This window comes from Bacillus sp. MZGC1, assembly GCF_002998605.1.
Lineage (GTDB): Bacteria > Bacillota > Bacilli > Bacillales > Bacillaceae > Bacillus.
On the sequence record NZ_PVRE01000005.1, the window covers coordinates 282,201 to 304,009 of the forward strand.

Annotated in this window: 26 protein-coding genes, 2 tRNA genes and 1 rRNA gene; 9 read left to right on the forward strand and 20 right to left on the reverse strand. The window is 40.6% G+C overall.

The window, feature by feature from the left end; translation table 11 throughout:
* The first annotated feature begins 3 nt into the window (after nt 1–3).
* Together C6Y06_RS16330 and C6Y06_RS16335 are read left to right on the forward strand one after the other, a co-directional pair.
* Nucleotides 4–1,533, forward strand: coding sequence for a multicopper oxidase family protein (locus tag C6Y06_RS16330; protein WP_034664834.1), 1,530 nt, complete (start codon nt 4–6; stop codon nt 1,531–1,533).
* A 288-nt stretch (nt 1,534–1,821) separates the two neighbouring features.
* Nucleotides 1,822–2,196: a carboxymuconolactone decarboxylase family protein gene (locus tag C6Y06_RS16335; RefSeq protein ID WP_034664837.1), complete on the forward strand. Its 375-nt coding sequence runs from the start codon at nt 1,822–1,824 to the stop codon at nt 2,194–2,196.
* 18 nt (nt 2,197–2,214) lie between these two features.
* Here the strand turns inward: C6Y06_RS16335 and C6Y06_RS16340 are convergent, their stop codons facing one another.
* Together C6Y06_RS16340 and C6Y06_RS16345 are read right to left on the reverse strand one after the other, a co-directional pair.
* A complete protein-coding gene (locus C6Y06_RS16340; RefSeq protein WP_223251467.1) occupies nt 2,215–3,459 on the reverse strand; it encodes a hypothetical protein in 1,245 nt (414 codons plus the stop codon).
* 73 nt (nt 3,460–3,532) lie between these two features.
* Nucleotides 3,533–3,901: an RlpA-like double-psi beta-barrel domain-containing protein gene (locus tag C6Y06_RS16345; protein WP_003213878.1), complete on the reverse strand. Its 369-nt coding sequence runs from the start codon at nt 3,899–3,901 to the stop codon at nt 3,533–3,535.
* 209 nt (nt 3,902–4,110) lie between these two features.
* On the opposite strand from C6Y06_RS16345, the gene C6Y06_RS16350 reads away from it, so the two are divergent.
* Together C6Y06_RS16350 and C6Y06_RS16355 are read left to right on the forward strand one after the other, a co-directional pair.
* Entirely contained in the window at nt 4,111–4,785 is a 675-nt protein-coding gene (locus C6Y06_RS16350) for a hypothetical protein (protein WP_106037232.1), read from the forward strand.
* Nucleotides 4,786–4,909: 124 nt separating this feature from the next.
* Nucleotides 4,910–5,377 carry a hypothetical protein gene (locus tag C6Y06_RS16355; RefSeq protein ID WP_034664852.1) on the forward strand — a complete coding sequence of 156 codons (468 nt, stop codon included), beginning with the start codon at nt 4,910–4,912 and terminating at the stop codon, nt 5,375–5,377.
* Nucleotides 5,378–5,439: 62 nt separating this feature from the next.
* On the opposite strand, the gene C6Y06_RS16360 is transcribed toward C6Y06_RS16355, so the two are convergent.
* The 4 genes from C6Y06_RS16360 to C6Y06_RS16375 all read right to left on the reverse strand — a co-directional run bounded on the left by C6Y06_RS16360 (nt 5,440) and on the right by C6Y06_RS16375 (nt 7,654).
* Entirely contained in the window at nt 5,440–5,856 is a 417-nt protein-coding gene (locus C6Y06_RS16360; protein ID WP_106037233.1) for a hypothetical protein, read from the reverse strand.
* 171 nt (nt 5,857–6,027) lie between these two features.
* Nucleotides 6,028–6,639 (reverse strand): FMN-binding negative transcriptional regulator, encoded by a 612-nt coding sequence (locus C6Y06_RS16365; RefSeq protein ID WP_106037234.1) that lies wholly within the window; start codon nt 6,637–6,639, stop codon nt 6,028–6,030.
* A gap of 21 nt (nt 6,640–6,660) precedes the next feature.
* Nucleotides 6,661–7,179: a spermidine/spermine N(1)-acetyltransferase gene (gene paiA / locus C6Y06_RS16370; RefSeq protein ID WP_106037235.1), complete on the reverse strand. Its 519-nt coding sequence runs from the start codon at nt 7,177–7,179 to the stop codon at nt 6,661–6,663.
* Between the two features lie 22 nt (nt 7,180–7,201).
* Nucleotides 7,202–7,654 (reverse strand): MarR family winged helix-turn-helix transcriptional regulator, encoded by a 453-nt coding sequence (locus C6Y06_RS16375; protein WP_034664870.1) that lies wholly within the window; start codon nt 7,652–7,654, stop codon nt 7,202–7,204.
* 490 nt (nt 7,655–8,144) lie between these two features.
* On the opposite strand from C6Y06_RS16375, the gene C6Y06_RS16380 reads away from it, so the two are divergent.
* Nucleotides 8,145–8,657, forward strand: a complete 513-nt coding sequence (locus tag C6Y06_RS16380; RefSeq protein WP_106037236.1) for a DUF3231 family protein — start codon at nt 8,145–8,147, stop codon at nt 8,655–8,657.
* 637 nt (nt 8,658–9,294) lie between these two features.
* Here C6Y06_RS16380 and groL read toward each other — a convergent pair.
* Nucleotides 9,295–10,929 (reverse strand): chaperonin GroEL, encoded by a 1,635-nt coding sequence (gene groL / locus C6Y06_RS16395; protein ID WP_034320371.1) that lies wholly within the window; start codon nt 10,927–10,929, stop codon nt 9,295–9,297.
* 56 nt (nt 10,930–10,985) lie between these two features.
* A complete protein-coding gene (gene groES, locus C6Y06_RS16400; protein ID WP_003214120.1) occupies nt 10,986–11,270 on the reverse strand; it encodes a co-chaperone GroES in 285 nt (94 codons plus the stop codon).
* A gap of 229 nt (nt 11,271–11,499) precedes the next feature.
* Between groES and C6Y06_RS16405 the strand changes: the two genes are divergently transcribed.
* From C6Y06_RS16405 to C6Y06_RS16415, 3 genes are read left to right on the forward strand one after another with little or no spacing between them, the layout of a single operon-like run.
* The gene (locus tag C6Y06_RS16405) at nt 11,500–12,234 is read left to right on the forward strand and encodes a CPBP family intramembrane glutamic endopeptidase (RefSeq protein ID WP_106037238.1); all 735 of its coding nucleotides are present in this window, start codon (nt 11,500–11,502) and stop codon (nt 12,232–12,234) included.
* Entirely contained in the window at nt 12,231–12,425 is a 195-nt protein-coding gene (locus C6Y06_RS16410; protein WP_034664886.1) for a YdiK family protein, read from the forward strand. Before C6Y06_RS16405 ends, C6Y06_RS16410 begins: the two co-directional genes overlap by 4 nt.
* Before the next feature lie 57 nt (nt 12,426–12,482).
* A complete protein-coding gene (locus C6Y06_RS16415; RefSeq protein WP_106037239.1) occupies nt 12,483–13,109 on the forward strand; it encodes an NUDIX hydrolase in 627 nt (208 codons plus the stop codon).
* Nucleotides 13,110–13,148: 39 nt separating this feature from the next.
* Here C6Y06_RS16415 and tatC read toward each other — a convergent pair whose 3' ends face one another.
* The 4 genes from tatC to moaC are packed head-to-tail and all read right to left on the reverse strand — an operon-like array spanning nt 13,149 to nt 15,287.
* On the reverse strand, nt 13,149–13,913 hold the full coding sequence (tatC, locus tag C6Y06_RS16420; protein ID WP_223250516.1) for a twin-arginine translocase subunit TatC: 765 nt from the start codon (nt 13,911–13,913) through the stop codon (nt 13,149–13,151).
* Between the two features lie 6 nt (nt 13,914–13,919).
* Nucleotides 13,920–14,099 (reverse strand): twin-arginine translocase TatA/TatE family subunit, encoded by a 180-nt coding sequence (locus C6Y06_RS16425; RefSeq protein ID WP_012009077.1) that lies wholly within the window; start codon nt 14,097–14,099, stop codon nt 13,920–13,922.
* A 27-nt stretch (nt 14,100–14,126) separates the two neighbouring features.
* Complete coding sequence (locus C6Y06_RS16430) at nt 14,127–14,780, reverse strand: redox-sensing transcriptional repressor Rex (protein ID WP_060595648.1); 654 nt, start codon at nt 14,778–14,780, stop codon at nt 14,127–14,129.
* A 15-nt stretch (nt 14,781–14,795) separates the two neighbouring features.
* Complete coding sequence (gene moaC, locus C6Y06_RS16435; RefSeq protein ID WP_066031256.1) at nt 14,796–15,287, reverse strand: cyclic pyranopterin monophosphate synthase MoaC; 492 nt, start codon at nt 15,285–15,287, stop codon at nt 14,796–14,798.
* Between the two features lie 138 nt (nt 15,288–15,425).
* Between moaC and C6Y06_RS16440 the strand changes: the two genes are divergently transcribed.
* Nucleotides 15,426–17,348 carry an ABC-F family ATP-binding cassette domain-containing protein gene (locus C6Y06_RS16440; protein WP_106031430.1) on the forward strand — a complete coding sequence of 641 codons (1,923 nt, stop codon included), beginning with the start codon at nt 15,426–15,428 and terminating at the stop codon, nt 17,346–17,348.
* Nucleotides 17,349–17,619: 271 nt separating this feature from the next.
* Here the strand turns inward: C6Y06_RS16440 and tsaD are convergent, their stop codons facing one another.
* From tsaD to rrf, 8 genes are all read right to left on the reverse strand, one after another.
* Nucleotides 17,620–18,648 carry a tRNA (adenosine(37)-N6)-threonylcarbamoyltransferase complex transferase subunit TsaD gene (gene tsaD, locus C6Y06_RS16445; protein ID WP_034664904.1) on the reverse strand — a complete coding sequence of 343 codons (1,029 nt, stop codon included), beginning with the start codon at nt 18,646–18,648 and terminating at the stop codon, nt 17,620–17,622.
* Complete coding sequence (rimI, locus tag C6Y06_RS16450) at nt 18,641–19,069, reverse strand: ribosomal protein S18-alanine N-acetyltransferase (RefSeq protein ID WP_024424460.1); 429 nt, start codon at nt 19,067–19,069, stop codon at nt 18,641–18,643. The genes tsaD and rimI overlap by 8 nt, the downstream gene beginning before the upstream one ends.
* 25 nt (nt 19,070–19,094) lie before the next feature.
* Entirely contained in the window at nt 19,095–19,784 is a 690-nt protein-coding gene (gene tsaB, locus C6Y06_RS16455) for a tRNA (adenosine(37)-N6)-threonylcarbamoyltransferase complex dimerization subunit type 1 TsaB (protein WP_106037240.1), read from the reverse strand.
* A complete protein-coding gene (tsaE, locus tag C6Y06_RS16460; RefSeq protein ID WP_106031432.1) occupies nt 19,765–20,241 on the reverse strand; it encodes a tRNA (adenosine(37)-N6)-threonylcarbamoyltransferase complex ATPase subunit type 1 TsaE in 477 nt (158 codons plus the stop codon). The genes tsaB and tsaE overlap by 20 nt, the downstream gene beginning before the upstream one ends.
* 12 nt (nt 20,242–20,253) lie before the next feature.
* On the reverse strand, nt 20,254–21,231 hold the full coding sequence (thiL, locus tag C6Y06_RS16465; protein WP_106037241.1) for a thiamine-phosphate kinase: 978 nt from the start codon (nt 21,229–21,231) through the stop codon (nt 20,254–20,256).
* Nucleotides 21,232–21,508: 277 nt separating this feature from the next.
* Nucleotides 21,509–21,585: transfer RNA gene (locus C6Y06_RS16470), tRNA-Asp, on the reverse strand.
* 4 nt (nt 21,586–21,589) lie between these two features.
* Nucleotides 21,590–21,666, reverse strand: a tRNA-Met gene (locus tag C6Y06_RS16475).
* An 18-nt stretch (nt 21,667–21,684) separates the two neighbouring features.
* Nucleotides 21,685–21,800 (reverse strand): 5S ribosomal RNA (gene rrf / locus C6Y06_RS16480).
* Nucleotides 21,801–21,809 lie beyond the last annotated feature (9 nt).

Consider the following 21,809-nt stretch of genomic DNA (forward strand, 5'->3'; position numbering starts at 1 on the left):
AACATGAACCTAGAAAAATTTGTTGACGAGCTGCCAATCCCAGAAGTCGCGGAGCCCGTCAAAAAGAACCCAAGACAAACGTATTATGAAATCGCTATGGAGGAGGTATTTCTAAAAGTTCATAGAGACCTGCCCCCAACCAAGCTATGGACCTATAATGGCAGTTTGCCTGGTCCCACCATTCAAGCGAATCGAAATGAAAAAGTCAAAGTGAAATGGATGAACAAATTGCCGTTGAAGCATTTCCTGCCGGTCGATCACACCATTCATGCCGGCCATCATGATGAACCAGAAGTCAAAACGGTCGTTCATCTGCATGGCGGCGTCACACCAGCAAGCAGTGACGGCTATCCAGAGGCTTGGTTTTCACGAGACTTTGAAGCAACCGGCCCCTTCTTTGAACGAGAGGTATACGTATACCCAAATCATCAGCAAGCCTGCACATTGTGGTATCACGATCATGCGATGGCATTGACACGATTAAATGTGTACGCCGGCTTAGCTGGGTTTTATTTGATCTCTGATGCGTTTGAAAAATCGCTAGAATTACCGAAAGATGAGTATGACATTCCTTTAATGATCATGGACCGTACGTTTCAGGAGGATGGCGCACTGTTTTATCCAAGCAGACCAAACAACACGCCAGAAGACAGTGACATACCAGATCCGTCCATCGTGCCCTTCTTTTGCGGAGAAACCATTTTGGTTAATGGAAAAGTATGGCCGTATTTAGAAGTAGAACCGCGTAAATATCGCTTTCGTATTTTAAATGCGTCCAATACAAGAACTTACGAGCTGCATCTAGACAACGATGCTACGATTTTGCAAATTGGATCTGATGGCGGCTTTTTGCCAAGACCTGTTCACCATCAATCCTTTAGCATTGCTCCTGCTGAACGGTTTGATGTCATCATCGATTTTTCAGCTTACGAAAACAAAACGATCATCCTTAAAAATAAAGCGGGCTGCGGACAGGAAGTGAATCCTGAAACAGATGCAAACATCATGCAATTTAAAGTCACACGGCCGCTAAAAGGGAGAGCACCTAAAACATTACGGCCTATTTTCAAACCGCTTCCACCGCTTCGGCCTAGTCGAGCTGATAAAGAGCGTACGCTCACTCTTACCGGTACACAGGATAAATACGGCCGCCCCATTTTATTGCTGGATAACCAATTTTGGAATGACCCCGTCACGGAAAATCCTCGGCTTGGCAGTGTAGAGGTTTGGTCCATCGTCAATCCAACAAGGGGCACACATCCCATTCATTTACATCTTGTTCAATTTAGGGTGATAGACAGAAGACCATTTGATACAGAGGTCTATCAATCGACAGGGGAAATTGTGTATACAGGACCGAACGAAGCCCCTCCTTTACATGAACAAGGCTACAAGGACACCATTCAAGCGCATGCCGGTGAAGTCATTCGGATCATCGCTCGCTTTGTTCCATACAGCGGCAGGTATGTGTGGCATTGTCATATATTAGAGCACGAGGATTATGACATGATGCGGCCGATGGATATCATCTAGTAAAATGAAATTAATCTCCCGTCACATGCGTAAACACATGTATTGAGTAAATCATTGCGAAGGGCTAACAGACAGCGATATATTAGCCCTTTATTTCCTTTTCGTTGAATTATTCTAAAATAAAACAAAGCATGACTTGAAATGGCATTTATTTGTACATTCAATACTTAAAAAGTTGACGCAGCAAACCGATAATACTACTATATACCCATTGCATCTATCAAAAGGCACATAAGCCACAATGAACGAACAAATGGAAAATTGCGATAAAAAACGGAGGAGTTCAATTTGAATGAAGAAAAAGAGACTTGCCAGGTCACACAAGAAACAGCGGCAGGTAACATAGAGAAGCTTTCAATTCAGGAAAACGAGAGCATTTGGTCAAATATTGAACAGCTAACAATTGAACTCGGTGAACAAAAAGAATTCAACCACTTCATTTTAGATGAAAAACAAAAGGCCATCAGCACATTATCTGCCCTCATTACAAAAGGCGATTGTGATGAAGAATTAAAGACTCATTTTGAACAAGCATTACATATCGGACTTTCTGTCATAGAGATCATGGAGATTATTAAGCACTGTACAAAAGTTGCTGGATTCCCTCACTCCATTAATGCCCTGTTTATCTTTCAAAATTTATTAGACAATAACACCAAATAAATCAGTGAAAACGAGAAGTCATCTGTCCTCTCGTTTTTTATGTACACTCATATTACTCTCTTTCTTTTCCTCTGTCACATAAGCAAAATACGAAAATACCACACGTTTCCTGCTTAAAAATTGCTTTCCCTTCCATGAATTCCTCAATTTCACCATCATTTCAAGCGGCAAAATAAAAAAACGTCCAGTTATATCAAATAACTGAACGTACCTTTTTCGATTGACAGTGAAATTGTTAACAATTCCGCCATCCTTCTCCCAAGCGGCTTCCACTGTTTTCTTCTTGATATTGTATTCAAATATCGTTCTTACCTTTGCTTTTCGTCCGGTGTCATCCTTTAATTCCTTTGCGTTTTTAGCAACACCTAAGAAATAAACAGAAGATCCGTCCGTAGAAAATTGCGGCTGTGCGGCACTTAAAATATGCACATCCTCACTGTTCTTAACGAGTGTCGTCGTTTTTCCTGTTTCTACATCAAGCATTTTAATAGAGGATACTTCTTTTTCGTTTCGCACCTTCACTTCTGTATAAATCAATGTCTTATGATCTGGTGAAAATGAAATATCATTGATCGTTTGCGAGATACGTGTAATAAGCTTCCCCTTCACACCTGTTTGAAGGGTGATCTTCATGGTCGTTGGTTCAGGGTCTCTTCCCTTTTCATTCGCTTCATCGATTTTCTTGTAATCTTCTTTTAAGGAATAATGCTGGATTGCCAGAAGGTTTGACGTCGGATCATAAGCAAAAGAACTCACAGTATCATCCTTGCTTTTTTCTGGATATAACACCTTCATTTTTTGTGTATTCAAATCATAAGAAGCGACATAAAATTGTTCGCCAGAATCCTTGTTATACCTGAGATATAACTGCTTCCCGTCCCCAGACAGCCTCATACTGTCGATGGAATCATCACTCGTAAACAGCGTTTTTTCTTCATCTGTTTTCACATTCAATTCTCGAATACTCACTTTTTGCGTGTCTTCATCCGTATACGTGTAATATAAAAGCTGTTTCGTAGAATCATAAGCAATCGAAGGATATGCTGTCAGTTTCTCCGTATGAAGCGCCCGGTCATGCAGGTAATACGTATTGTTTAACTGTTGATCTGTAAATGAAACGAGCAATTCGTCTTTTGCATCTTGATTTGTTTTCACTTTTCCTGCATGCTTTGCCTCTTGACCCGGCTTCATCATGAAGAAAATGACTGCCGCAATCACTGCGACTCCGATGACCGTGATGATCCACCATGTTGATTTTTTCATTGCCTTTCAGACCCTCTCTACAAGAAAAGAAGCCAGAAAATGAACTTTTCCCGCTTCTTTGCATGACTATGTATTAATAAGTGTAATGCCCTTTTACGACACCTTTACTTGTTTTATACCCTAGTGCTTTGAATGCTTTTGGACTGACGTCTAATACAGCGTTTGGCATTCTGCCTACATCATATTTATATACTGTAATCACTTTATGTGGTTTCGCTTTTGTTGTCACTCTAAGTTTTGTACCTTTTTTCGGTACGTCAAATCCCATTTTAGTTGCTGCATCCCAATGACCGAGTTTTTTTCCATCTGCGCCCTTTTTACCGACACCATTATACCAAGTAATATTGCCGCTTACTTTTTTTGCACTTGCTCCATGTGAGAAACTAAACGCCAAAAATAAACTAGCTACTGTTACGATTGTCGCGATAAGCTTTTTATTCATTAAAAAATCCTCCGTATTTGGTTTCTGCACTTATTATACATGAAGATGCCCCCAGTTATTTTACAGTCACATTACAAATCGAATACAAGTTGACCACTTTATGACCGATTTTGTTCACAAAAAATACCAAAATCGGCCAGAACAATGTAAGCAGCCCCTCTCTTTCATTTTATATAATAAAAGTGAATCCAATTTAAGGAGGAATTTTTATGAAAAAGTGGTTCATCGTTTTGAGTGTAAGTTTGGCCTTCGTTTTGATGCTATCAAGTATCCCTGCCTCAGCAGCTGTTCCCCGTCACGGTGCGATTGTGACACAAACGGATGAAGCCAAATGGTCAGGTATCTCTGCTGATATTGTGCTGCCGAAAACAGCCACTATTAAAAATGGCTATGCGGACTGGTACCTCGGTCTCGGCTCTGCCGTTGTAGAGAGCGGTATTTCAAAAACGCCTTCTGGCTATAAGGTCTTTCTTGGCAGCGGCTCACAAGGCGGCAGTCAATACTGGAACAGTGAGTACGATAAGAGCATTACGGATGGTGCACGTGTCAACTTAAAGCTCATCAACAATGGTGATGGCACAGTGTCACTATACGTCAATGGGAAATTGCGCTATAAGCAGCCTGTTTTCAACCCTAGTCGTCTGAAAAACCTCGATGTCGTCAAAATGGTTCACGGCGTCCAAGATAATGGAACAAACAGCTACTCACAAGCAAGTTTCTCGAATGTACAGCTTCGTGCGAATACTTCAGGAAGTGTCTATAAAAAATGGGATGGAACAATCAAATCATCGCTTTTACGTAAAAATTTAGAGTCTGGTGCTGCGGCTCCTAAATTCACCGTCATTTCTTCTGTTCCATTAAGTACAAGCCTTTCAGCACAATAAGAAAAAAGCGCCCTATTTTGGGTGCTTTTTATTGTTCACAGCTTATCAACACTTCTCTTTTAATCAAAACAAGGATTCGTGGTAACATAAACATACATACTTCGCAGAAAAAAGGAGAACGAACGTGAGAAAAAGTCTACTTGTTTTCATGAGCCTAGTTGCAAGTCTCTTCATTCTAGCAGCTTGCTCGAATACGACGAAAGAACAAAAAACAGAATCTAAGGCACTTCCAACGATTAATGACCGCATTCAAAATGAAACGAAAGAAGTCATGGAGCAGTCTAAACTCATAAAAGATACTGACATCACCGTTGATCAAAAGAAAAAAGTCATTTCTTTAAACGTGACCGCTTCATCTGATACCAATAGTGATTACGCTGAAGTCATCGGTTTAAACTTTGCCAAGACGCTGGCCATTGGGGCATCAACTGAAAAAGAAAACAACCTGCACAAACCAGAAAATGACAGCCTTGGCGCCCTCTATTCCTTTTACGACCTAAACATCACCGTGAAACAAGAAAACGGCAAAGTACTGGCAAAAGGAAAGAAAAAAACAAATGAAACAAAAATCACGTGGGAAAGAGCCCAGTAATTTATGGTTTTTTACGATGAAAAAAGCTTGTAGAGGACCTCTCTACAAGCCTTTTTTCATGTTTATTCAGTCAAATCGTCTCTCATCGCATCAACTAGTGTGTGAATATCTGAGTGAGTCCTTGATGCTAATAGTACCAACAAATCATCTATACACTCATACAAATGATGTTCCCTCAAAATATACTCCTTATAAAATGGAATGACAAAGAAATAGAGCAAATCAGCAAATTCAAGTGCAACGTTATCTTCATCCTCATCTTCTAACGCCTGTCCAACACTTTCAATCAACCAAATCAAATCTGCTTTCTTTTCAATCGGGACATACATCAGTAAATGAATATCATCCGTATCCTTCGTTTGTAAAATCCGCTTAGCCGCTTCCTTTGACAGCGCCCCAATTTCTGTAGAAGATATATTAACAACCGCTAATTCATCCTCTGATCTCACTTGATTCATTTGCAGCAAGTTTTGGTCCATCTCGACTCACTCCCCATTCTCAGATACCTTTATTATAAGGAATTGATCTGATTTTTTATGGAAATAGTGGATTTTTTTATGTAATTTTAAAGAAAATGTGACATTATAAGCCAAGATATCTCATTTCTCTCAAAACAAAAAAAAGCACTCTTGATCATAAGAGTGCTTTTCTCATACATCCTTTACTCTCTTTTTCATCGCCTCAGCCATTTCCACGTCACCCTCTGCTTCCAACTTTTCAATGATGTGAGCATAATCCCTTTCATGGCGATTTTGGCTTAGTTTAAAAGCAGCCTGAACTTCATCAATGATGATTTTAAAGCCCACAATCCCTTTCATTTGTTTCTCTAACAGTTCATCAGACAATGTATCCCATAAAACAGGCTGTTCTCTGTGGCTTTCGTATGTTTCCAGCATCGTGGTTAATTCTTTTACCAGTTCCCCTTTTTCTAACAGCACAGCCTTTCCATATACATGGACAGCCTGATAATTCCATGTCGGTACGGCTTCTTTTTCATACCATGAAGAGGATATATAGGCATGTGGTCCTTGAAAGATGACGAGCACCTTCTCATTTTCTTCAAACGTTTTCCACTGAGGATTTCCAATCGCCATATGCCCTGTAATCACATACGAATCTTCAACTTGATGAAAACTCACTGGAATATGTGTCGCAATGGGTTTTTCATCCGTTGTGGTCACAACTGTTGCAAATGAATGTAATTGAATAAATGCTTTTACTTCTTCCATATCTTTCACTTGAAAAAAAGATGGAATATGCATATTCCCTTCCCCCTTATTGATTCAGCTAAGTGTTTTGGTCATAATGAAGTCCAATTGTTCTTCGTCTCCCATAAGGAATGCGTGCACCCCTGTTTGAACAAACCCAAGCTTTTGATAAAATGCAATGGCCGCTTTGTTGTGCTCCCACACCCCAAGCCAAACATCACGTTTATGATATTTCTTCGCGATCTCAAAGGCTTGATTGATTAAATATCGGCCTAATCCTTGTTTTTGAAAGGACTGCTTAATATAAATTCTTTCAATCTCTAACGCTTCACTTCCCATCTCTTCTGACTGCGCATCATCCATATTGACCTTCAAATAACCAGCAACTTCGCCATTCACTTGAACAAAATAGAACTGTGAAGATGGATGATGTAATTCTTTTAACAGCTGGTTCGGATGAAAGGCTGTCTTTACGTAAGCATCGATATGTTCCGCTTTGTTTTGATTCTGAAAGGTTTCTATAAATGTGTCGATACCGACTTTTTGCAGCTCTTCTATATGCTGTTCATTGCATGGAATAAAAGTGAAGGTCATTGAAGTCATCTCTCCTTATCATTTAGTAGCGTCTCTTATTTCCTTTTTTCACATAATCCCAATCTTTTTCGATATTTTTTCTCACCCTTAGAAGATACTCATATATCTGTTCTGCTTCCTCTTCAGAAAATCCATCCAGCGCTACTTGATTCGAATAATCATTTTCTCGTTTGATCATTGGATATACCGCTTCCCCTTTATCAGTGGGAAACAGCTTTTTGATTTTTTTATTCACTCGATCATCTTTCTTCTCAATAAAACCATGCAGTTCTAATTTTTTGATAGCACGAGCAGCCGTTGTTCGATCCACCTTGATCATTTCCGCCAGCTTTTCCTGAATGATGCCAGGCTCTTCACAGATACGCACAAGATACAAATACTGCCCCTTCGTTAAATCGTACTCTTTAAATTCAATATTACTTATAGAATCAAGCGCCCGAGCGATGACGCCAATCTCTCGCAAAATCTCTCTCATTTATCACGACTCCTTTTGTTGCATTTACAACATAAAACATAACAACATTATAGTTTATTTTTGTTGTAAACACAACAAAAAAACACCTTCATTGAGAAAGTGTTTTTTTCATTTTCTTTATTTCGCTCGTTTCTTTAATAGTGGTAATCGTTACAAAAAATAACGATCTCTGATCATCGCGAACGAAGGTGGTTAGGCAATGGGAAAAAGAAGAAGAGAGCCTCATAATATGCCACTACATTTTATCATATATATTCGTTGCTAGAAGATAATTTCCCTTTATGCAACCGCTCTTTTTATAACATAATCTCTCCAGTTTTATTAGCCATTATTCGTTAGAGTCCACATAGATTAAAATTAGAATTTTACCTTTAACAACCATCATTAAAATGATGAATATAATGGTTTAATTTAGGAACTATAAAAAGGTGACCAATCGTCAAGAAAGGAAGGTCGCTTAATGAATATTTTACAATTAGGGAGGATGACAATGGGAATTTTAAGTGGAAATCCAACGGATGAACCTATGCACTATGGTGAAGTGTTTGGTACATGGTCTTACTTGATGGTAGCTAAAGGTTTAGTTGCTGGTTATCAAACCCACTTAAACCATGCAGGTGACGAAGACTTACAAAAATTAATTGAAGAAGCTATTCAGGGTGGGCAACAAGAAATCAAAGAAATTGAAACTTTATTAAAAGAAAATGGAATTGGCTTACCTCCAACACCTCCTGAACGACCTAAAGCTTGTATAGACGATATTCCAGTAGGGGCACGTTTTCAAGATCCAGAAATAGCCGCTGGTCTTTCGGCGAACATTGCGGCAGGCTTAGTATCGTGTAGCACAATTATGGGGCAATCCATTCGAGAAGACATAGCTATGATGTTTGGACAGTTTCATGTTCAAAAGACAGCACTTGGAGCAAAAGTCCTTAGACTTAACAAAGAAAAAGGATGGTTAATTCCACCACCTCTTCATCATAGCCAAGCAGAAGATTGCTAATCATAAGATGATTAAACATTAAAGAGTAGACCTTTAGGGTTTACTCTTTTCTTGCTAAGCTTTAAACTTTCTACAAATTGAAAACTCTCCTTCACTCTCTTTACAGTCACTATATTTTGCCATTCCCATCGATTGCCTCTGAGCCAACATCATCAGCACTAGAAGATCAATTCCTTTAATATACCTAAAAATATCTTCCTCAGATTTAAAAGCTCCTATTACTATAGGTTGTTTAAACATTGATAGCAACTAACCAGTGGTTTATAAACTTCGAGAGTAACCTTTCTCTATTATAGTCCTTGCAATTGCAGCATAAAGTCGGGCCCGTTCCGAGGTTCCATTTAATCAACAAGGTTGGTCATACCATACTGCTTGAGATCGAATCGTCATTAATGAAAAACAATAGCGTAGTGGACATAAAGGTTAGTCATACTACAAGGAATATCTATGTTCATATGACTGTTAATATGGAAGAAAAGGCCTCCCAACAGTTTTGCAAACTGATGAAAGGCCTTCTTCTATAGTTAGCTTATTTGTCACAGGTTCCCTTGTGTTTAATAACACAAGGACAAATACGACGACAAGAAAAGCATATTATTATTTCAGACTTTGATATAACAAGGTTTTGAAACCCTGATTACATCATGCCGCCCATACCACCCATACCGCCCATATCCGGCATTCCGCCGCCTGAGCCGCCTTCTTCTGGTTTGTCAGCAACGACTGCTTCAGTTGTTAGAAGCATTGCTGCAACAGAAGCTGCGTTTTGAAGTGCAGAGCGAGTTACTTTTGTTGGGTCAACGATTCCTTTTTCGATCATGTTTACCCATTCGTTTGTTGCTGCGTTGAAGCCTACGCCAATTTCTTCGTTTTTCAAGCGCTCAACGATGACGGATCCTTCAAGACCTGCGTTGTGAGCGATTTGACGGATTGGCTCTTCAAGAGAACGTAGAACGATGTTTACACCTGTTTGAACGTCACCATCTGCTTCGATTGAAGCGACTTTTTTGTATACATTCACAAGTGCTGTACCACCACCGGATACGATACCTTCTTCAACTGCTGCACGAGTTGAGTTCAGTGCATCCTCGATGCGGAGTTTGCGCTCTTTTAGTTCTGTTTCAGTTGCAGCCCCAACTTTGATGACAGCGACGCCGCCAGCTAGTTTTGCAAGACGTTCTTGTAATTTTTCTTTATCGAATTCAGAAGTTGTTTCTTCTACTTGCGCACGGATTTGGTTAACGCGTGCTGCGATTTGAGCAGAATCTCCTGAGCCTTCTACGATGGTTGTGTTTTCTTTTGTCACAACAACTTTAGACGCGCGGCCAAGCTGACCGATTTCGGTTGATTTCAGGTCAAGTCCTAGGTCTTCTGTGATTAACTCTCCGCCAGTTAGAACAGAGATGTCTTCAAGCATTGCTTTACGACGGTCACCGAATCCAGGTGCTTTGACTGCCACTGCGTTGAATGTTCCACGAAGTTTGTTCACAACAAGTGTTGCAAGTGCTTCGCCTTCTACATCTTCAGCAATGATCAATAATGGTTTTCCTTGTTGTACAACTTGCTCAAGTACAGGAAGGATTTCTTGAATGTTTGTGATCTTTTTATCAGTGATTAAGATGTAAGGATTTTCAAGAACCGCTTCCATCTTATCAGAATCAGTCACCATGTATGGTGAAGCATATCCGCGGTCAAACTGCATTCCTTCAACCACTTCAAGCTCAGTTGTGAACCCTTTAGATTCTTCGATTGTGATCACGCCGTCGTTACCTACACGCTCCATTGCTTCAGCGATTAGGCTGCCTACTTCTTCATCTGCTGCAGAAATAGACGCAACTTGAGCAATTGATTCTTTGCCTTCGATTGGTTTAGAAATCTCGTGCAAGCCTTCAAGTGCTACTTTCACTGCTTCTTCGATCCCTTTACGAACGCCAACAGGGTTTGCACCAGCTGTTACGTTTTTAAGACCTTCACGGATCATTGCCTGAGCTAGAACCGTTGCAGTTGTTGTACCATCACCAGCTACGTCGTTTGTTTTGCTTGCAACTTCAGCCACAAGTTTTGCACCCATGTTTTCAAATGCATCTTCTAATTCGATTTCTTTTGCAATCGTTACACCATCATTTGTGATAAGTGGAGAACCGAATTTTTTCTCAAGAACCACGTTACGTCCTTTAGGTCCTAAAGTTACTTTTACAGCATCTGCAAGTGCATCTACACCACGTAACATCGCGCGACGTGCTTCTTCACTGAACTTAATATCTTTTGCCATAATAACGAAACCTCCTCAGTCTTTTTAAAAATATATCTCAATGTTTTTTTATGTGATTAACCAATAACAGCTAAAATGTCGCTCTCACGAAGGATTAAATATTCTTTGCCTTCATATTTCACTTCAGTGCCTGCATATTTTGAGAAGATAATGCGGTCGCCTGTGTTTACTTCTAACGCAACGCGCTCACCACTTTCAAGTACACGGCCTGAACCTGCTGCAACAATTTTACCTTCTTGCGGTTTTTCTTTTGCAGAATCCGGTAACACAATACCGCTAGCGGTTTTTTCCTCAGATTCAACGAGTTCAATGATTACGCGATCGCCTAATGGCTTTAACATAAGAAACAACCTCCTCAATTTTTATATGTAGTCTTTTTTAGCACTCATCACTAGTGAGTGCTAACACATTTATTATAATAAAGAATGTCTTCTGTAATTTCAAGTAAAAACCTTTAAAAATTTTTACGCTTTCATGATCTTTTTTCAACTCAGATTCTTTCCTTTTCATCGAAGAAGAAGACTTGTGTTACAATAAATCTAGTTCTTTTAGTAAAGGGGTTTTCGTTACTTGAAAAAACAATATTGGTACATCATCTTAACGTATATATTGGTACAGGTTTCTGCAATTCCTTATGTGATCATTATGAAATGGTTAGGATTCATTCAAACACCGATGACACAAGCAGAGCTCTCTAAATTGTCAGGAACATGGACAATCATCAGCTTCTGTATCGGATTAATCATTATTCTGCTCATTCTTCGGACTGTACCAAAAGCTTCACTTCGAAATGAAGCACCGGTTTCAGTCGGTTTAGCTATCGCCTGGATCATTGGCGGTTTCTTTCTTTCCCTCTTTGCACAATCGATTGCAGGAGCGATTGAACAATATGCATTTGGCATTGGACGTGAGTCAGAAAACACGCAAAATATCTTATCTATTATGGATGCTTTTCCTTTTCTGGTTGTTATTATTGCACTAATTGGACCGATACTTGAGGAGATTATTTTCCGAAAAATCGTTTTTGGTGTAATTTATGAAAGGTCGAATTTTTTTATTGCGGCACTTGTTAGTTCAGTATTTTTCGCTGCTGCACACTCTGATTTTGACCACTTCTTTCTCTATACCGCAATGGGCTTTACATTTGCCTTTTTATATGCGAAAACAAAACGTATCATCGTTCCAATCGGTGCACATATGCTGATGAACTCGCTCGTCATTCTTGTGCAGATTGAGCCAGTAAGAAAAATGATTGAAGAACAATCTCAAACAATGCAAATGATTATTGGAGGCTTTTTCTCATGAGAAACCCTGTCGTATGGGGCGTCATTTATTTTGCCGTAGGTGTTGCTTTCACCTATATGGCCATTCAAAATCCAGGTGACATGTGGTCATTTTACAGCATTTTGCTGATGGTGTTTGCGGCCTATAATATCAATATCGCGTTTAAAATGTTTGCCTTCTCTGTCAAACTCAAAAAACAGCAGCAAAAATAAATCAAAAACCATTTTCTAATCTCTGGAAAATGGTTTTTTTATGGAGGACAAGTTTTCATGGAACAAGAAAAACTGAACATCTTAAATGAGCAGCATGAAGCGATTGGAGTTGCACCCCGTTCAGATGTCCACGCCCAAGGCCTTTGGCATGAAACCTTTCATTTCTGGCTTCTCAAAAAGGAACATGACACCGTGTATCTCTATTTTCAGCTAAGAAGCCCCGCAAAAAAAGATTTTCCTGCTCTGTTTGATATCACAGCAGCAGGCCACCTTCTTGCAAATGAACTGCCTTCTGACGGTGTGAGAGAGGTAGAAGAAGAGCTTGGTCTTTCTATGCCTTTTGAGAACCTGACCTTTGCAGGTGTTATACAGGATGAAATCCATCTACCCGAATTCATTGATCGTGAATTTTGCCATGTATATCTTTACGTCCATCAAGAAGAGCAGATGAACGTTCAATTACAAAAAGAAGAAGTCGCTGGACTTTACAGAGCAAAGCTAATGGATGCACAGCAGCTTTTCATGAGAAAATGTGAAAATATTCATCTGGAGGGCTTTGAAGTGGATGAAGCCGAAGAACAACGTGAGGAAAACAGAGTAGTCTGTGTACAAGATTTTGTCCCGCATGAGCCTGCCTATTATCAACATCTATTTCAAGCGATCAATCAATTCCTTTCACAATAGAAAAAGCATCGTGACCCTTATTTGGATCACGATGCTTTTTTATGAGACATCATAATTTTCTTTCTCCTCTGTCTCTGTTTGCTGCATTTTGCGATAGGTCACTCTCGAAATGACAATACTCACTTCGTACAAAACGAGCATCGGCAAGGTAACCATGAGGTGAGAAACGATCTCTGGCGGTGTAATCAGTGCGGCAATGACAAGGAGGACAAAATAGGCATACTTCCGTATTTTTGATAAAAACATCGGTGTGATGATGCCAAGTCTTGTGAGAAACATCAACACAACGGGCATCTGAAACAAAAAGCCAAATGGAAGTGTTAACTGCATCAGAAATGTAAAATACTCATGAATCCCAATCACTTGCTCTACATTTAAATCATTCGACATCCGCATCAGAAAATCGACGACAAAGGGAAACAAAATAAAATAAGAGAAAGCCACACCGCTCAAAAATAAAAGCAGTGCAATCGGAATGTAAGCAAGTGTCACCTTTCTTTCTTTATCATATAAGCCAGGACTCACAAATGCCCATAGCTGATATAAAATCACGGGACACGTCAAAACCAAAGCAATGACAAATGCGAACTGCATAAACACGTACAGAGGATCTGTGAGCTTAAACGCGTTCAGCGTCAGTGTCGCCGCTTCATCCGTATTTTGTAAATACACAATGACCGGCTTAGCGAGAAAAAAACCTGCCACCATAAAGGCAACAAAAAACATCGCAATGATCACTAAACGTTTTCGCAGTTCCACAATATGCTCCATAAGCGGCATATCTTTGACATTCATGAAGCTCATCCTATTCTACTGATCTTCTTTTTTCTTATTTTCTTCCTGATCATCAGCTAAACCTTTTGTGGCATTTTTAAATTCACGTAATGTATCTCCTGCTGCTCTTCCTAATTGAGGAAGCTTTTTCGGCCCAAAAATAATGAGCGCAACAATCGCAATCAGAACCAAACTTCCAGGACCAATCGGACCCATTTGCTCCACCCCCTTTACTCCTTTTCGTCAATCCTCCTGTGTAACAGAGTAATGCTTTAAGAAATACACAAGAGACTGAAGTTCAACCGCCAAATCTATATGATGAATTCGAATGTGTTCCGGCACATTCAATCGAGCCGGCGTAAAGTTAAGGATTCCTTTGATGCCAAGGGCAATCAAACGATCTGTAATGGATTGAGCTGCTACGGCAGGTACTGTCAAAATAGCAACAGGAATATCTCCTACCTCTTGAACATGCTCTTCAAGCTTATCCAAATCATAGACAGGCACGCCGCCTATCTCACTTCCTATTTTACTCGCATTGACGTCAAAAGCCATTGAAATTTTTGTATTATTATTTTTGATGAAATTATAGTGTAAAAAAGCAGTCCCTAAATTCCCGACACCGATGAGCATGACATTGGTCATTTCATCTTGGTCAAGTGTCTTTCTGAAGAAGGTCAAGAGGTAATCGACATTATAGCCATACCCTTTCTTCCCAAGTGCACCAAAGTACGAAAAATCTCGGCGAATGGTGGCAGAATCCACTTTGACTGCATCACTAAGCTCTGCCGATGACACCCTTTGTTTTCCTGATGCATGCAGATTTTTTAAAAAACGGTAATATAGCGGCAAACGTTTGGCTGTCGCTTGTGGAATTTTTGACTGATCTATATTCATATAAGGTCCTCCAACTTAAATATCAGATGCTCTGTGAAAATCACCGTTTTTCCCGCCTGTCTTTTCAATTAAATAGGTAGGACCGATGATCATGCCTTTATCAATCGCTTTGCACATGTCGTAAACGGTCAGTGCACATACTGAAGCAGAAGTGAGCGCTTCCATCTCCACACCCGTACTTCCTTTTGTTTTCACCTGTACTTGTATGTTCAGAATGTACGCATTTCCGTCTTCCTCCCAATCAAAGGAGATATCCACGCCTTTTAGTGCAAGCGGATGACACATTGGAATGATGGTAGATGTTTGCTTTGCTGCCATGATGCCAGCAACCTGTGCAACAGACAGCACATCCCCTTTTCCAATTTCACGTTGTTGTATTTTATGAAACACTTCTTTTATCATACGAACGCTTGAAGCAGCAACGGCGGTTCTCACTGTAGACGATTTGTCACTAATGTCGACCATCTTTGCTCTTCCCTGTTCGTTAAAGTGGCTAAATTGACTCATCTTTCAACGCTCCCTCACTCAAATGATACACTATTTTTTCCTATCTGTCTTTCATTTGAATATGGCGATTGTATGTAACATTTGCCGGTTTACTGCTGATAAGCTACACTTAACATATTATAGCAGAGGTGAAGTTACATGATGATTCTACAAGTGAATCAGCTGTCCAAATCGTTTGGTGCTGATACCGTTTTAACGAATATAAAATTAGAAGTCAAAGCAAGGGATCGGATTGCCATTGTAGGTCGTAACGGCGCAGGCAAATCCACGCTTTTGAAAATCATTGCCGGTCAATTGTCTTACGAGCAAGGTGAGATCATCAAACCGAAAGACCTATCGATCGGCTATTTAGCACAGCATACCGATGTGACATCTACACGTACGTTAAAAGACGAATTATTATCGGTTTTTGATCATTTAAAAGGGATGGAACAAGAGATGAGAATCATTGAGGAGAAAATGGCTTCCTCTACAGGTTCTGAGCTGGATTCCCTCATGAAAACCTATGACAGACTGCAGCAGGAATTTAAAGATCAAGGCGGCTATCAATACGAAGCAGATGTCCGCTCCATTCTTCATGGGCTGGGCTTTAGTCACTTTGAAGATGAGACAACCGTTCAATCCTTAAGCGGCGGCCAGAAAACCCGTCTAGCGCTTGGAAAGCTCTTATTAATGAAACCAGAACTCTTAATTCTGGACGAGCCGACCAACCATTTAGATATTGATACCTTATCATGGCTGGAGCAATATTTGCAAAATTATACAGGCGCCATTCTGATCGTGTCCCATGACCGCTACTTCTTAGACAAAGTGGTGAACCATGTGTATGAAGTCTCAAGAACTGCCATGAAAAAGTTCGCAGGCAACTATAGTAAGTATCTTGAACTGAAAGCTGAGCAGCTAGAGCGTGATATGAAGCTCTACGAAAAGCAACAAGGAGAAATCTCAAAGCTCCAAGACTTCGTAGATCGCAACCTGGCAAGAGCCTCAACCACAAAGCGCGCTCAGAGCAGACGCAAGCAGCTGGAACGGATGGATCGTTTAGATAAGCCATTAGGTGATGAAAAATCCGCAAACTTTCATTTTGATATTACGAGACAAAGCGGCAATGATGTGCTGAAGGTACATGATCTCGACATTCGTTATGATGAAAAAACACCGCTCCTATCCTCCCTTTCTTTTCAGATCAAACGTGAGGATAGCGTGGCACTCATTGGTCCTAACGGGATCGGGAAATCAACCCTTTTAAAAACGTTAACGAACACATTAACGCCTGTAAAAGGCGACATCACCTTTGGATCTCATGTCACGATCGGCTACTATGACCAAGAACAAGCCAAACTGACATCCTCCAAAAAAGTGCTCAATGAGCTTTGGGATGACTATCCTCATATGAATGAAAAAGAAATTCGGACATGTTTAGGGAATTTCCTTTTTTCTGGTGATGACGTCTTAAAGCCCGTTCATGCATTAAGCGGTGGAGAAAAAGCCCGGCTTGCCCTGGCAAAGCTGATGCTCCAAAAAGCCAATTTCCTAATACTTGATGAGCCTACGAACCATTTGGACTTAGATAGTAAGGAAATTTTAGAGAATGCGCTGATCGATTATCCAGGAACCATCTTATTTGTCTCGCATGACCGTTATTTTATTAATCGACTAGCAACGAAAGTATTCGAGCTGTCGCGAGTGGAAACAAAAGAATACCTTGGTGACTATGACTACTACCTTGAAAAGAAAAATGAACAATTAGAGCTTGAGGCGCTTCAAGAAAATGAACCGCTTAAAAAACAAGCAGCAAAGCCAGTAGAAACAGCAAAGCTTTCTTATGCGGAAGAAAAAGAACTGAAAAAGAAAGAAAGACAAAAGCAGCGCAGAATCGAGGAAATTGAAAAGCGGATTGCTGTCATTGAAGAGAAACTTGGTGAAAATGAAGAGCTTCTATGTGATCCTGCTATTTTCCAAAATCATGAGAAGGTCCAAGACATTCAAACAGAAAATGATACGCTTAATCAAGAGCTTGAATCACTTTTCGCGGAGTGGGAAGAGCTATCCGAATCTTAAAGAGTGCCCAAATGGGTGCTCTTTTTTCTTTCAGTGAAAATTTATTATCCACATTAATATCCACAAAAACCTCTTTGTTATTCTTAAAAATTTTGGACTTATCCACTTTATCCACAGGTTTTTAATCACATATCCACACAAAATTTCTTTTTTATACACATTCTCTTCATTTTAAAACAAAATTTTCAAATAATTGTGGATATATAACGTTTACATGTGAATAAATCGCTTTCATTGAAAATGAAAAAAACCTGTGTATCCACAGGAGTTTTCATTCATATGAGACAAGCGGTAAGCCCGGCTGGCCATTCATCGCCATATCGCCTCTTATTCCCTTTTCAAACGCAATGGTTCCAGCAGCAGCGATCATGGCTGCATTGTCTGTGCAAAGAGATAACGGCGGAATAATGACCTTCACGTCAGGTAGCTTTGTGAATGCTGTCGTCAAAGCTTCTCTCAGTCCTTTATTGGCAGCGACTCCACCAGCTAGGACAACCTGCTTTACGCCATAGGCTTCAGCCGCTTTTAATGTTTTCCCAACAAGCACCTCAATGACGCTTGCTTGAAAACTTGCTGCCAAATTCTCTGGAGCAATTGTTTCTCCCTTTTGAGATGCATTGTGTAATGTGTTAATTACAGCTGATTTTAATCCACTAAAGCTAAAGTGATAGGAACCTTCTTCAAGCCATGCACGAGGAAGTTTAATCGTTGGCTCTCCTTCATGTGCTAACCGATCAATATGAGGTCCACCTGGATACGGGAGACCCATCGTTCGAGCCACTTTATCGTAGGCTTCTCCAGCCGCATCATCTAATGTTTCTCCGATGACCTCAAAAGATCCATGCTCCTTCATTAGCACAAGTTCAGTATGTCCACCAGAGACAACAAGAGCCAAACATGGAAACTGTAATTCATCTACAAGCTGGTTTGCATAAATATGCCCAGCAATATGATGTACACCAACAAGAGGAATCTGATGAGCAAAGCTTAGTGCCTTGGCTGCGTTGACACCGATCAGAAGGGCACCGACTAAGCCCGGTCCTTCTGTGACAGCAATGGCATCTAAATCCTGAAAGCTCATATTGGCCTGTGTCATCACTTCTTCCAATACGATGGTAACTTGTTCCACGTGATGTCTTGAAGCGATTTCTGGTACAACACCGCCAAATCGTTTATGACTTTCTATTTGCGAGGCCACAACATTCGCCACAATTTCTTTCCCATTTTTTACAATGGATGCAGCTGTTTCATCACAGCTTGTCTCTATACCTAATATGAATCGATCTGTTTGTTCACTCATTTATATTCACCCACATGACCAATGCATCTTCCCCATTATCCGTATAATAATTCTTTCGAATAGAAGCTGGTCTGAAACCAAGCTTTTCATAAAGGGATTGTGCAGGTGTATTCGAAACCCGCACCTCTAAAGAAAGATGATCTGTCTTTTTTTCTTTGCAAAATTCCATGACATATCGCAGCAATGCTTCCCCGTAGCCCTTTCCTCTATGCTCAGGGAGAATCGCAATGTTCGTAATTTGTGCATCGTCCATGACGATCCAGACCCCGCAATACCCAACAGGCTGTTTATCTTCTTCAATGAGGAAATAATGGCTGTACTGGTTATGGAGAATCTCATAGACAAATGATTCTTTTTTCCAAGGTGCAGTAAATGAATGCACTTCAATCGTATACACCTCTGGAATGTCCGCTACCGTCATTTTTCGAATCTCTGTTATGTTGAGATTATTTTTGTCCTTCAAGCCATTTCACTTCCGCTTCTGCCAAACGAATATAGTTAGGAACAAGCTGATGAACATCTTCAGCAGGACGATCTGTCCCTAAAAACGCAAGCATTGAAGGTCTTGGGTTATGAAAAGCTCCCTCTGCTATCACAGCAGTTTCTCCTAAAATGGAGCAAATGCTCTCTTCATGAAGATGCACATCCTGCCCAAGAAAAAGGACAGGCTTTCCTGTCTGCTTCAGCTCATGAAGCCAATCCGTGAGCAAGATATTTTGGTCTGGTTTGATCTCTTTGATTTTTCCTTCTTCAAACGTATATAGCCCAGTATAAACTTGTCCTCTTCTCGCATCAAATAGTGGCGAGATCCATCCATCAAAGTATTGACCATTTGCCGCAAGTGTTTCTAAACTTGAAACAGCCGATATCGGGATAGACAGCGTCCACGCGAGTGTTTTTGCAATGGTCACACCAATTCGGACACCAGTGTAGGAACCAGGTCCTTTCGCTACAACGATTTTACTTAGTTCACTTGGCGCTACACCACATTCTTTCATTAATGCCTCAACAGTCGGCATCGCTCGGACGGAATGGTTCTTTTTTAAATACGTGATGCTCTCACCAATCACTGTGGAATCTTTTACAAGGGCAATTCCTAGTGTATGGTTAGACGTATCAATTGCCAGTATGGTCAAATTCTTTCATCTCCTTACAAAGGGTCTTATAGCGTTCCCCTTTTGCACTAAACGTGAGATGACGTTCTTCTTCACGTTCTGTTCTCAGCATTTCTATTTTCAAATAGGTGGAAGGCAATTGAGGTCCAATGAGATGTGCCCACTCAACCAAGCATACACCTTCGCCCTCAAAATATTCTTCGAGCCCAATATCTTCTTCCGCATCTTCCATGCGGTACACGTCCATATGATAAAGTGGCAGTCTGCCATCGGTATATTCTTTAATAATCGTAAAGGTAGGGCTGTTGACGATACGGGTAATCCCTAAGCCTTCTGCAAAACCTTTTGAAAAAGTAGTTTTGCCTGCACCTAAATCCCCTTCTAATGTCAAAACATCGCCTGGCATCACAAGTTTGGCCAAAGCAGCGGCAATTCGTTTCGTCTCATCCGCACCTTTTGTCGTCCATGTTAATTTCACAGTTATGTCACCTCATTTCTTAAAATGATTATATCCTTTTTTCATTAACATTGTTTGCTGTTTATTGTCTTTTAATATAACGCTTGCTGATTGATCACCTTTGACTTGTCCAATGCGTTTGACTTGAATGTCTTCTTTTCTACATTGCATTTCAAAGCTTTCCCAATCAGCCTCTGGAATCGTACCAGTTAATACAAAGTCTTCCCCGCCAAATAACACCCATTCCAGCCAGTCTTTACGCAGCACTGGTAAATCTGGATGTGTGGGGAGCTTGTTTGCTTCTATCTCTATCGTCACATGACTCGCTTCGGCTATCTCATTCAGCTCACTCGCTAATCCATCACTCACATCATTCAAGGTGACCCGTGGGAAGCTTGAGCAAATATGTCCAGCAGCAATGTGAGGCTGAGGCTTTTTATGACGATCAAGAAAAAAGGCTTTGTCGACTGCCTTGGTAGGGGTTACTTCGTTCATTAAAAGTGATAAGCCAGCAGCTGATGAACCAAGCTCACCTGTGACAAAGACGACGTCTCCTGTCTGAGCACTGTGACGATAACAAGCTGTTCCCTTGGGAACCTCGCCAATGACCGTCACTGTAATGACAAAGTCACTGCGAGTGGCGACCGTATCTCCACCAATTAAATCCATATGATAGGTGTCAGCCAATGCTTTCATTCCCTCGTAAAGAGCTGAGACGATCGTCTCATCACCATGAGGGGGGATCGCAATCGATACAAGATAATACTTTGGGGTTCCTCCCATTGCGGCGATATCACTGACATTGACCGCTAGTGCTTTAAAGCCAATATCAAAAGGTGTGGAAAAATCAAAGCGAAAATGAACATACTCCACCATTGTATCAACACAAACGACCTCTTCACAATGTGAATGAGGTTGATAAACACTTGCATCATCACCGATGCCCATAACCAAAGAACGCTGATGTGTTTCTTTTGGTGTAATTCGGCGAATAAGATCAAATTCATCCATAAAAAGCAGCCCCTTCATGCAATCAATTGATTGAGTAGACACGATGTCAGACATAATTAGTATTAGTGTAAGCCAATATGAGTTTCAATTCCAATTAAAAATGATATAAAGAAAGCCTGGTATGAAAAAACCAGGCTGGGTTGAAGTGATCTATCTTTTTCTTTTCACATAACGTGTAGCCAAACACAAACCAATTCATTGCATCTTGGATACGTACGAAAAGAAAAAGACATAAAAAAAAACGAAACTATACGTTTTCGTTTACAAGTCATAAAAATGGCGGTCCGGACGGGACTCGAACCCGCGACCTCCTGCGTGACAGGCAGGCATTCTAACCAACTGAACTACCGGACCATTTTGGTTGCGGGGGCAGGATTTGAACCTGCGACCTTCGGGTTATGAGCCCGACGAGCTACCGAACTGCTCCACCCCGCGATGATATAAATATGACAAGCTTGGCGGCGTCCTACTCTCACAGGGGGAGACCCCCAACTACCATCGGCGCTGAAGAGCTTAACTTCCGTGTTCGGTATGGGAACGGGTGTGACCTCTTCGCTATCGCCACCAAACCTGATGGA

Excerpts from the sequence above, each read along its gene's own strand:
- C6Y06_RS16330 (WP_034664834.1), top strand. The coding sequence starts at position 4 with ATGAACCTAGAAAAATTTGTTGACGAGCTGCCAATCCCAGAAGTCGCG.
- C6Y06_RS16340 (WP_223251467.1), bottom strand. The coding sequence starts at position 3,459 with ATGAAAAAATCAACATGGTGGATCATCACGGTCATCGGAGTCGCAGTG.
- C6Y06_RS16345 (WP_003213878.1), bottom strand. The coding sequence starts at position 3,901 with ATGAATAAAAAGCTTATCGCGACAATCGTAACAGTAGCTAGTTTATTT.
- C6Y06_RS16350 (WP_106037232.1), top strand. The coding sequence starts at position 4,111 with ATGAAAAAGTGGTTCATCGTTTTGAGTGTAAGTTTGGCCTTCGTTTTG.
- C6Y06_RS16360 (WP_106037233.1), bottom strand. The coding sequence starts at position 5,856 with ATGGACCAAAACTTGCTGCAAATGAATCAAGTGAGATCAGAGGATGAA.
- C6Y06_RS16365 (WP_106037234.1), bottom strand. The coding sequence starts at position 6,639 with ATGCATATTCCATCTTTTTTTCAAGTGAAAGATATGGAAGAAGTAAAA.
- paiA (WP_106037235.1), bottom strand. The coding sequence starts at position 7,179 with ATGACCTTCACTTTTATTCCATGCAATGAACAGCATATAGAAGAGCTG.
- C6Y06_RS16375 (WP_034664870.1), bottom strand. The coding sequence starts at position 7,654 with ATGAGAGAGATTTTGCGAGAGATTGGCGTCATCGCTCGGGCGCTTGAT.
- C6Y06_RS16380 (WP_106037236.1), top strand. The coding sequence starts at position 8,145 with ATGGGAATTTTAAGTGGAAATCCAACGGATGAACCTATGCACTATGGT.
- groL (WP_034320371.1), bottom strand. The coding sequence starts at position 10,929 with ATGGCAAAAGATATTAAGTTCAGTGAAGAAGCACGTCGCGCGATGTTA.
- groES (WP_003214120.1), bottom strand. The coding sequence starts at position 11,270 with ATGTTAAAGCCATTAGGCGATCGCGTAATCATTGAACTCGTTGAATCT.
- C6Y06_RS16410 (WP_034664886.1), top strand. The coding sequence starts at position 12,231 with ATGAGAAACCCTGTCGTATGGGGCGTCATTTATTTTGCCGTAGGTGTT.
- C6Y06_RS16415 (WP_106037239.1), top strand. The coding sequence starts at position 12,483 with ATGGAACAAGAAAAACTGAACATCTTAAATGAGCAGCATGAAGCGATT.
- tatC (WP_223250516.1), bottom strand. The coding sequence starts at position 13,913 with ATGAGCTTCATGAATGTCAAAGATATGCCGCTTATGGAGCATATTGTG.
- C6Y06_RS16425 (WP_012009077.1), bottom strand. The coding sequence starts at position 14,099 with ATGGGTCCGATTGGTCCTGGAAGTTTGGTTCTGATTGCGATTGTTGCG.
- C6Y06_RS16430 (WP_060595648.1), bottom strand. The coding sequence starts at position 14,780 with ATGAATATAGATCAGTCAAAAATTCCACAAGCGACAGCCAAACGTTTG.
- moaC (WP_066031256.1), bottom strand. The coding sequence starts at position 15,287 with ATGAGTCAATTTAGCCACTTTAACGAACAGGGAAGAGCAAAGATGGTC.
- C6Y06_RS16440 (WP_106031430.1), top strand. The coding sequence starts at position 15,426 with ATGATGATTCTACAAGTGAATCAGCTGTCCAAATCGTTTGGTGCTGAT.
- tsaD (WP_034664904.1), bottom strand. The coding sequence starts at position 18,648 with ATGAGTGAACAAACAGATCGATTCATATTAGGTATAGAGACAAGCTGT.
- rimI (WP_024424460.1), bottom strand. The coding sequence starts at position 19,069 with ATGACGGTAGCGGACATTCCAGAGGTGTATACGATTGAAGTGCATTCA.
- thiL (WP_106037241.1), bottom strand. The coding sequence starts at position 21,231 with ATGGATGAATTTGATCTTATTCGCCGAATTACACCAAAAGAAACACAT.